The organism is Nocardioides sp. (genome assembly GCF_030655615.1).
Lineage (GTDB): Bacteria > Actinomycetota > Actinomycetes > Propionibacteriales > Nocardioidaceae > Nocardioides.
Genome location: NZ_JAURVJ010000067.1, coordinates 1 through 7973 on the forward strand (window position 1 = coordinate 1; position 7973 = coordinate 7973).

At 72.0% G+C, this 7973-nt stretch carries 8 protein-coding genes; 6 read left to right on the plus strand and 2 right to left on the minus strand.

From position 1 onward, the window contains the following. Both Q7T52_RS05550 and Q7T52_RS05555 read right to left on the minus strand, forming a co-directional pair. On the minus strand, window positions 1–1208 hold a 1208-nt coding region (locus Q7T52_RS05550), incomplete at its 3' end, for a hypothetical protein (protein WP_304800199.1). Between the two features lie 10 nt (window positions 1209–1218). After that, window positions 1219–1719: a hypothetical protein gene (locus tag Q7T52_RS05555; RefSeq protein WP_304800201.1), complete on the minus strand. Its 501-nt coding sequence runs from the start codon at window positions 1717–1719 to the stop codon at window positions 1219–1221. A gap of 183 nt (window positions 1720–1902) precedes the next feature. Here Q7T52_RS05555 and Q7T52_RS05560 point away from each other — a divergent pair, with 183 nt between their 5' ends. The 6 genes from Q7T52_RS05560 to Q7T52_RS05585 all read left to right on the plus strand — a co-directional run. Continuing rightward, entirely contained in the window at window positions 1903–3051 is a 1149-nt protein-coding gene (locus Q7T52_RS05560) for an acyl-CoA dehydrogenase family protein (RefSeq protein ID WP_304800202.1), read from the plus strand. Between the two features lie 18 nt (window positions 3052–3069). Beyond that, window positions 3070–4215 carry an acyl-CoA dehydrogenase family protein gene (locus tag Q7T52_RS05565; protein WP_304800204.1) on the plus strand — a complete coding sequence of 382 codons (1146 nt, stop codon included), beginning with the start codon at window positions 3070–3072 and terminating at the stop codon, window positions 4213–4215. 7 nt (window positions 4216–4222) lie between these two features. Then, window positions 4223–4975: an SDR family oxidoreductase gene (locus tag Q7T52_RS05570; protein ID WP_304800206.1), complete on the plus strand. Its 753-nt coding sequence runs from the start codon at window positions 4223–4225 to the stop codon at window positions 4973–4975. Continuing rightward, a complete protein-coding gene (locus Q7T52_RS05575) occupies window positions 4975–5763 on the plus strand; it encodes an SDR family oxidoreductase (protein WP_304800208.1) in 789 nt (262 codons plus the stop codon). The genes Q7T52_RS05570 and Q7T52_RS05575 overlap by 1 nt, the downstream gene beginning before the upstream one ends. After that, window positions 5760–6776 (plus strand): phosphotransferase family protein, encoded by a 1017-nt coding sequence (locus Q7T52_RS05580; protein WP_304800210.1) that lies wholly within the window; start codon window positions 5760–5762, stop codon window positions 6774–6776. The genes Q7T52_RS05575 and Q7T52_RS05580 overlap by 4 nt, the downstream gene beginning before the upstream one ends. 264 nt (window positions 6777–7040) lie before the next feature. Further along, window positions 7041–7973: HNH endonuclease (locus tag Q7T52_RS05585; protein ID WP_304800212.1), on the plus strand; the 933-nt coding region annotated here is incomplete at its 3' end.

The window sequence follows — 7973 nt, forward strand, 5'->3', positions numbered from 1 at the left end:
GCAGCGACCGGCGCCGGCGCCTGCCACGCGGGCTGGGTCGGGTCGAGGGCGCGGAAGTCGTGGGCGCACCGGGGGCAGGTACGCAGCACCGACTCGTCGCGCCGCTCGCCGCACTGCGGGCAGAACGTCACGACGCACTCGTCGGCGTCGAGACCCTGGCAGCGCGGGCAGACGTAGTCGGGCTCGCTCTTGCGCAGGTGCGCCATCCGGCCGAGCATCACGTAGGGGCTGGCGCCGTGGCCGCCGAGGAACATCCCCATGCTGCTGGTGAGGGCCTGGCTGCGACGGGCCCGCTCCCGCAGCCGCGCGAGGTCGGGGTTGACGACCTTCTCGAGGCGGCACGTCGTGCACCGGGTCAGCAGCCGCAGCGGCAGCTGCTCGCGCAGCCGGCTCTGCTGGAACAGGAAGCCGACGACCGGCACCTGCCCGGCGGTGAGCTCCATGCGGGAGGTGCGGTCGGCGTACCCCGCCCGTCCGGCCTGGTCGAGGTGGGCCTCGAGCGCGAGCACGAAGGACTGGACGTCGGTGAGCAGGTTGGTCGGCAACCCGCCGGGCCGGTCGACGACGAGGCGGCCGGTGGTGAGCATGGCGTCGACGGTGACGACGTCGAGCCGGACGACCCCGGTCGGCGAGGCCAGCTCGACGGTGGCGAGGCCCGAGGCCGAGCCGGCGGCGCGGGGCCGGTCGTTGCCCTCGAGCACCCGGTCCGTACGACGCCCCACCGCGCCACGCGCCCGGGCGGCGACGTCGGCCGCCGACTGCATCGCGGCGACGTCCTGGCCGACGTCGAGGTGCCAGGGCTCGAGGAGGGCGGCCGGGTCGACGCGCGCGACGGCGCGGTCGAGGTGCTGGGTCAGGGCCTCGAACAGCGTGCGGTAGACCGAGACGGCGCCCCAGCTGCGGCCCGGCATGGTCCAGGCGTCCTCGACCCGCAGCTCGACCCGGCAGCCGGCCGCGGTCGGCACGATGTCGGCGCGGACACGTACCGGCACCTTCTCGGGCGAGAGCGTCAGCCCGCCGAACCGCGAGCCGCGCTGGGCGTCGATGGTGCCGAGCTGCTCGACCGTCACCGTCAGCCCGGCCTGCCGGACCGTCGTCAGCAGGGCCTGCCGGACCGCCGCCATCGGCACCGCGAGGTCGCGGGCCGCCGTGGCCGACAGGCGGACCGGCTGGACCGGCTGGACCGGCGGGGGTGGGTGGTCGCTCACGCCGCTCCGGTCAGTAGTCGGAGCCGGTGTCGTAGGACGTCGTGTCGGCCGCCGAGGTGTCGAGGGCGGAGTAGTCGACGCTGTCGAGGGAGCTGTCGGCGGCCGCGAGGTAGTCGCCGGTGGTCTGCTCGTAGCCGGCGGCGGTGTCGGTGGCATCGGCGGCCGTGGTCGCGGCGATGTCGGCCTGGTTGAGCGACCACTCCGCCCCCGAGACGTCGCCCTGGGCGAGCGCGGTCGTGGCGTCCTCGTAGGACGCGGCCGCGTCGGCCGAGGCGCCGGTGGCGATGTCGCTGTTCCAGTCGGCCCAGGACTGCTGCCCCTCGGCCAGGTCGGTCTGGTAGGCCGCCGTGTCGAGGGTGACCTGGTCGAGGTCGCTGACGCCGCCGCCGATGGTGTCGGCGTTGGCGGCGAAGTCGGTGACCTCGGCGTTGATGGCGGGGACGGCCTGGCTCGGGTCGGTCGCGTCGACGCCGCTCAGGTCGACGTAGTCGTCCCAGGTTCCATCGGTCATCGGGGGCTCCAGGGGTGCGTCGGCGGTGGGAGCACCACGCTAGGCCACGTCGTACCGACGCGGGAGTGGTTCACGCGAGCGGTCCAGTCCACAGACCCGGAGGTGGGTGGCGGCGCGTTGCTACTGGCGAGTTAGATGGGTGTGACCGTTCGCACCCGTTGATGCCGCCAGGAGGCAAACCGCATGCAGCTCGCACTGTCCGAGGAGGACCAGGCGTTCCGCGAGGAGATGCGCACCTACTTCACGACCGAGATCTCCGAGGAGATCCGCACGACCGTCGCGGAGGGGCGCGAGCTCACCAAGGAGCAGATCGTCCAGAGCATGCAGGAGCTCAACAAGGGCGGCCTCGCCGTCCCGCACTGGCCCGAGGAGTGGGGCGGGCGCGGCTGGAGCGAGCTCCAGCGCCACATCTGGCACGAGGAGATGCAGGCGGCGAGCGTGCCGGTGCCCCTGGCGTTCAACGCCAGCATGATCGGCCCGGTCATCGCCCAGTTCGGCACGCAGGAGCAGAAGGAGGAGTTCCTCCCCAAGACCGCCAACCTCGACATCTGGTGGAGCCAGGGCTTCTCCGAGCCCGACGCCGGCTCCGACCTCGCGGGCCTGCGCACGACCGCCGTCCAGGACGGCGACGACTGGATCGTCAACGGCCAGAAGACGTGGACCACGCTGGGTCAGTACGGCGACTGGATCTTCACGCTCGTGCGCACCGACCCCGAGGTCAAGAAGCAGGCCGGCATCTCGATGCTGCTCATCGACATGAAGAGCGAGGGCCTCGAGGTCCGGCCGATCGAGCTCATCGACGGCGGCCACGAGGTCAACGAGGTCTGGTTCACCGACGTCCGCGTGCCGGTCGGCAACATGGTCGGCGAGGTCAACAGCGGCTGGACCCAGGCCAAGTTCCTGCTCGGCAACGAGCGCGTCGGCGTCGCCCCGGTCGGCGCGACCAAGCGGGTGCTGGCCAAGGCCAAGGAGGCCGCCGCCGCCACCATCGCCGAGGACCCCCTCTTCCGTGCCCGGATCGTCGAGCTCGAGAACGAGCTGCTCGCGCTCGAGCTGACCGCGCTCCGCGTGGCGGCCCACTCCGCCGGCGGCGAGCCCCACCCGGCCTCGTCGGTGCTCAAGCTCAAGGGCACCGAGCTCCAGCAGGCCGTCAGCGAGCTCGTCGTCGACCTCGGCGGCCCCGCGACGCTCGCCTCGGGAGAGGGAGACGCGACGCTCGACTGGTACCGCCGCTCGACCCCCACCTACCTCAACCTCCGCAAGGCGTCGATCTACGGCGGGTCCAACGAGATCCAGCGCCAGATCATCAGCCGCGGCATCCTCGGTCTCTGAACGGACGGTAGAACAGACATGGACTTCAGCTACGACTCCGAGCAGACCGCCCTCCGCGACGCCGTCAAGGGCCTCGTCGGCAAGGCCTACGCCGACTACGAGCACCGCCGCCAGACGGCCAAGGACGACCCGGGCTTCGATGAGAAGGTCTGGACCCAGATGGCCGAGATGGGCCTGCTGGGCCTGCCGTTCAGCGAGGACGACGGCGGCGTCGGCGCGGGCCCGATCGAGATCGGCATCGTGTGCCGCGAGCTCGGTCGCGTCCTGGCGCCCGAGCCGTTCCTCTCCTCCGTCGTCTATGCCGGTGGCCTCGTCTCCGCGGTCGGCACGCCCGAGCAGCGCCAGGAGATCCTCGGTGCCCTCTCCTCGGGCGAGAGCGTCCTGGCCTTCGCCCACGACGAGCCCGGCCACCGCTGGACCGCCTCGGCGGTCGACGTCACGGCTGATGCCCAGGGCGCGCTGACCGGCGTCAAGGACGGGGTCCTGCACGGCGCACGCGCCGACGTGATGGTCGTGAGCGCTGCTCTCCCTGACGGTGGCACCGGCCTGTTCGTCGTGACCGATGGCGGCGGCGAGCGCGAGGGCTACTCGACCTACGACGGCGGGCGCGCCGCGCGCATCACCTTCGACGCCACTCCCGCCACGCCGCTGGGCGAGGCCGGTGTCGACGTCACGTCCAGCATCGCGACGATCCAGGACATCACCCGGATCATGGCCGCCAACCAGGCCCTCGGCGCGATGCAGTTCCAGCTCAAGGCGACGGTCGACTACCTCAAGAGCCGCAAGCAGTTCGGGGTCACGCTCAACAACTTCCAGGCCCTCAACTTCCGCGCCGCCGACATGTACACCAGCCAGGAGCTCACCCACAGCCTCGTCGACTGGGCCACGATGGTCGTCGACGGCGGCTCGCCCGAGGCGGTCTCCGACGCGGCCGCACGGGTCGGGCTCCAGGTCAGCCGGGCCGGGCGCCACATCGGCCAGGAGGCGATCCAGCTGCACGGCGGCATCGCCATGACGGCGGAGTACAACGTCGGCACCTACACCTCCCACCTCACGGTCCTCGACCACCTCCTCGGCGACGCGGGACACCACATCCGTGCCCTCGACGACAAGCTGACGTCCTACGCCGCCATCGACCCGCTCGACGTGGCGGCGAAGGCGTGACGGCGCGGTGAAGGGCCTGCAGGGCAAGACCGCGGTCGTCACCGGCGCCAGCCGGGGCATCGGGTTCGGCGTGGCCCAGCGCCTCGTCGAGGAGGGCGCGCGGGTCGTCGTCACCGCACGCAAGCCCGAGGCGCTGGCCGAGGCCGTGGAGTCGCTGGGCGGCCCCGAGCACGCGCTCGGCATCCCCGGCAACGCCGGCGACCCCGAGCACCGCGCGGCCGTCGTGGCGGCGGCCGTCGAGACGTTCGGGAGCCTCGACCTGCTGGTCAACAACACCGGCATCAACCCGGCGTTCGGCCTGCTCATGGACCTCGACCTCGACGCCGCTCGCAAGATCATGGACGTCAACGTCGTCGCGGCCCTCGGCTTCACCCAGGAGGCCCACCGGGCCTGGATGAAGGAGCACGGCGGCGCGGTCGTCAACGTCGCCTCCCTCGGCGGCGTGCGGCCGGCGCCGTTCATCGCGTTCTACGGCGCCAGCAAGGCCGCGATGATCTCGTTGACCGAGACCCTCGCCCAGGAGCTCGGCCCCGGCATCCGCGTCAACGCGGTGGCCCCGGCGGTGGTCAAGACGAAGTTCGCCGAGGCGCTCTACGTCGGACGCGAGGAGGAGGCCTCGGCCAACTACCCGATGAAGCGGCTCGGCGAGATCGAGGACATCGGCTCGCTCACCGCCTTCCTGCTGTCCGACGACGCGTCGTGGATCACCGGTCAGACGATCGTCGCCGACGGCGGCATCTCGCTGCAGGGCGCGCACTGATGGGCCACGCGTCGCTGGAGGGTCGCGGTGCCGTGGTCACGGGCGCTGCCGGTGGCATTGGCCGCGCGCTGGCCACGCGGCTCGTCGCAGAAGGGGCACGTGTCGTGGTCAACGACGTCGACGCCGACGCGCTCGAGGCGACCGCTTCTGAGATCGGTGCTCTCGCCGTGCCCGGCGACTGTGCGTCGGCGGCCGGGGTCGAGGAGCTCGTCGCGACCGCCACCCACGCGCTCGGCCGGATCGACGTCTACTGCGCCAACGCCGGCATCGACCGCACGTCCCCCGACAGCCTGCAGCTGCCCGACGAGGAGTGGGCGCGGATGCTCGACGTCAACGTGATGGGGCACGTCCGGGCCGCTCGCGCCCTCGTGCCGTCGTGGCTCGACGACGGACGCGGCGGGCGGTTCGTCGTCACCGCGTCGGCGGCCGGGCTGCTGACGATGATCGGCGCGGCGGCCTACTCCACGACCAAGCACGCCGCCGTCGGGTTCGCCGAGTGGCTCTCGGTCACCTATGGCGACCGCGGGGTCGTCGTACAGGCGATCTGCCCGCAGGGCGTGCAGACGGCGATGCTCGACCAGGCCGGACCGCTCAAGGACCTGCTCTCCCACGACGAGGCGCTGGCGCCGTCGGCGGTCGCCGACGCGTGGGTCGCGTCGCTCGACTCCGACACGTTCCTGGTGCTGCCCCACCCCGAGGTCGCCGGCTACTACGCCGCGCGCGCCGCCTCGACCGACAGGTGGCTGGCCGGGATGCGACGGCTCCAGACCAAGGTGGACTCGCTGTGAGCGTTCCCGGGTTCGACGCCGAGGCGTTCCACCGCTGGTACGACGGCGTCCGTCCCGGCGAGCTCGCCGGCCCGGTCGAGGCGTCGCTGGTCTCGGGCGGCAAGTCCAACCTGACCTACAGCGTCACCGACGGCACGTCGACGTTCATCGTCCGCCGCCCGCCGCTCGGCCACGTCCAGGCCACCGCCCACGACATGGGCCGGGAGTACACCGCGATGTCGGCCCTCGCCGACAGCGACGTGCCCGTCCCCCGCACCTACGCCCACTGCACCGACGAGTCCGTCCTCGGTGCCGAGTTCTACGTGATGGAGAAGGTGCCCGGCGAGCCCTTCCGCACCGCTGCCCAGCTCGAGCCGCTCGGTCCCGACGTCACCGCGTCGTTGGCGCGCTCCATGGTGGAGGTGCTGGCCAGGCTGCACGCGGTCGTCCCGGTTGAGGTGGGGCTCGGCGACTTCGGTCGTCCGGCCGGTTTCCTCGAGCGCCAGGTACGCCGGTGGGGGCGTCAGCTCGAGGGCTCCGCCACCCGCCCCCTCCCCGACGCCGAGGCGCTGCTCGCCCGGCTCGCCGGCTCGGTCCCGCCCGACGGCAAGCCCGGGATCGTCCACGGCGACTACCGCCTCGACAACCTGCTCTGCGTCGCCTCGGATCCCCACCCCGTCAAGGCCGTCGTCGACTGGGAGATGGCCACCCTCGGCGACCCCCTCACCGACGTCGCGCTCCTCCTCGTCTACGACAACCTCGGCGTCATCACCGGCGGCGGCGCCGTCGCCGACGCCAGCGCCGCCCCCGGCTACCCCGACCGCGACACCCAGCTCGCAACCTACGTCGCCGCCGGCGGCCGCGAGCTCGGCGACCTCTCCTTCCACCTCGGCCTGGCCTACCTCAAGATCGCCGTCATCCTCGAGGGCATCCACCACCGCTTCCTCGCCGGCCAGACCGTCGGCGACGGTTTCGACCGCGTCGGCGAGGCCGTCGAACCCCTCCTCGCCGCCGGCCTCGACGCCACCACCTGACTTCCCGACCCCCAGCACGGTGGTCGAGCCGCAGGGACGAAGTCTCTGCGCGTCGAGACCCCCGCAACCGGTACGCCTGACCCGACCACACCCACGGTGGTCGAGCCGCAGGGACGAAGTCTCTGCGTGTCGAGACCCCCGCAGCCGGCACGCCGGACAGGACCACACGGAGGTCGAGGAGGCCGCCCACACCCGTCACCAGACCCTCGTCCGCCGCCTCGAACGCACCATCGAATTGTCGGTGGTCGCCTCTAGAATCAGAACATGCCCAGCACCCACCGGACCACCCGCACCTCGAGCAGCGACCCGCTGCTCGAGTCGGTCCGGGCCAGCTGCGCTGACGACGCCCGCGTCCAGGTCGCCAAGCTCAACGCGGTCCTGGACTGGGCCTTAGCCAATATCGCTGGCGACACAGAGGCCGCTGAGCTCCACGACTGGAACGACCAGCCGCCCCTGCAGCTCGCGGGAGCCGGAGCACCCGTGGTCGCTGAGTACGCCGCCCTCGACCTGGCGCTGTCGTTGGGGATGTCCACCGACGGCGGGCTCGCCTACCTCGGCAAGGCCTTAGAACTTCGTCACCGGCTCCCGCGTCTCCACGCCCGCGTGGTCAGGCTCGAGGTCCAGGTGTGGAAGGCGTTCCGGGTGGCTGAGCAGACCATCGCCCTGCCCCCGGACGGCGCGACCGCGGTCGACCAGGCGCTGGCGCCGTTCCTGCACACCTGCTCGTTCGCCCAGATCGACCGGGCCGTGGATGCCGCGCGTGACGAGCACGACCCCGCAGAGGCCGAACGCCGCCGCCAAGCAGCAGCCGAAGGTAGGCACGCCGACGTCTACCTCGACGCCGCCTCCACCGCCGGCACCGTTGAGGTCTCTGCGACCCTCGACCTGGCTGATGCCGTCGACCTCGAAGCCGCGTTGAAGTCGGGTGCCCAGGCGTTGGCCGACCTCGGGTCCACCGAGACGTTGGACGTCCGCCGGTCCCAGGCGTTGGGTGAGATGGGTCGCCAGCAGCTCGCTCTCGATCTCGACTGCGCTCCTGGCAGTGGTCGTGGGGTGACGCTCTACGTCCATCTCGACACCGAGGGCCCGGACGTGCCGGGGTTGGTGGACAACACCTGGTCCCCGGTCCTGGTCGAGCAGGTCCGCCAGTGGTGCGAACAGGCCGGCACGAAGGTGACGGTCAAGCCGGTCATCGAC